The organism is Desulfobulbus alkaliphilus, assembly GCF_016918545.1.
Classification (GTDB): domain Bacteria; phylum Desulfobacterota; class Desulfobulbia; order Desulfobulbales; family Desulfobulbaceae; genus Desulfobulbus; species Desulfobulbus alkaliphilus.
In genome coordinates this window covers 1-1,707 of sequence record NZ_JAFFQC010000085.1, presented here as the reverse complement: position 1 = coordinate 1,707, position 1,707 = coordinate 1, and the positions used below count along the sequence as shown (strand labels likewise).

1 protein-coding gene is annotated in these 1,707 nt (G+C 52.1%); it reads left to right on the top strand.

From position 1 onward, the window contains the following. Positions 1 to 556: 556 nt before the first annotated feature. Positions 557 to 1,342, top strand: coding sequence for an IS110 family transposase (locus tag JWG43_RS17435; protein ID WP_205244221.1), 786 nt, complete (start codon positions 557 to 559; stop codon positions 1,340 to 1,342). The last annotated feature ends 365 nt before the right edge of the window (positions 1,343 to 1,707 follow it).

The window sequence follows — 1,707 nt, the reverse complement described above, 5'->3', positions numbered from 1 at the left end:
ATGATATACTTTGAAAGGTTAATCATAAGAGCGTCTGTTTTTCCTCCATGACCTGAACCGTTTTACCGACAATGACAGCAAGGGAACGGTTGTGGGGTGTGGGGAGGTGGGGTGATTGCGACGGGTGTTTTGTTGGGGTTCGTTCCTCACCCGCAACCTACAATGTCATTTCATGGGTTGCGCCCGTGGTGGAGTTCATTCGGGAGGCCTTCCTATATGTGACAGCATGGGCAAACGATACGGATGTTTGCCCATCCTTATAGTAGGTCCAGCAGTATACAGTTAAAATGTATGGTGGTTATTGAGAAAATTGTTGAAAACTTCGCCACCGATGGAAAAATCATTCTGGATACGCCTCACTCCGTCACGAATAGCCCATCCTCAACGTTGTAACGTTTATCGGTAGAGTTTCGGGCGGAGAAGAGTCGTCGGCCATAACGAATGCTCAGAAGTTGCCTCAATGGCTCGCTATAAGGTCTTCGCATTGCCGACACCGCGTATCGTTTTGATTGGATACCTCTTATCTTCCTCAATCCTCAAGACGGGAGCCGCGCAGATGGAAACCAAAATGGATGACATTGTTGCCTACCTGGGCATAGACTGGGCCGATCAGAAACACGACCTGCACCTTTGCTCCCCATCTGGGAAAATGCTTGAATGTCGCCAGATCGAACATGCTCCAGAAGTGCCCAATGAATGGTTGGCCAAACTACGGCAGCGTTTTCCGCAGGGGCGTATTGCCGTCTGCCTGGAACAGTCCAAGGGCGCCCTGCTGTACCACCTGATGAGCTACGATTTTCTCGTGCTCTATCCCATCAACCCCAAGGCCTTGGCCCGTTACCGCGAAGCGTTCACAACCAGCGGGGCCAAGGACGACAAACCGGATGCAGAATTTCTCTGTGAGCTGATCCGTTGCCACCGGGACCGGCTGCGTCCTTGGGTACCGGAAGACGAACAGACGAGAAACATCGCGGCCCTTGCGGAAGCCCGGCGCAAAGCCGTCGATGAGCGGACTCGCGTATCAAACAAGTTAAAGGCAACACTCAAAAGCTATTTTCCTCAGTCACTCCAACTGATAAGCGTCAATCTCCATGACCCGTTATCCCTGGCCTTCCTTAAGCGCTGGCCGCGGCTGGAGAGCATCCAGGGGACAAGCGACGCCAAAATCAAGAAGTTTTACACTTCACAGGGGAGTCGCTCCGAGCAACGCATCACGGAGCGGATACAGCTCATCAGGTCCGCCTTGCCGGTGACAAAAGACATTATCTTTGGGGTCAGGCCTAGAAGATGCCAAGAATGTGTGTTCAAGACATACGAGCCCTTGCATTTAAACCCTGGATGAAAATCAGACAAGCTCTATTTTTTTATAACTAGTGCCTGAAAGAAAACCCCCATTTTTTACCCAACGGCGCCTCGGCGGGGGCATCGCTAATGAGAATGGTTTTCTTTCCGGTGTTGGTTTTTAGCTTTAACGCGCTAAACATGAGAACGGTTCCCATGTAGAGCGATCAGAGGACAGAGTTCTCCCGTCGTCTGCAAAGCCGGGGCAGCCTGTTCAACTCAGGCCGCTTTTTTGTACTGGCCGCGCTTTCGTTGAGCGGCTTCTTGCTCCTGCTGGCGCAACACCGCACCCAGACGCTGTATGTTCCGTGCCAATACCGCCATGGCGACGTAGCGTTTGAAGCCCTTGATGCCGTGGTCGAGACA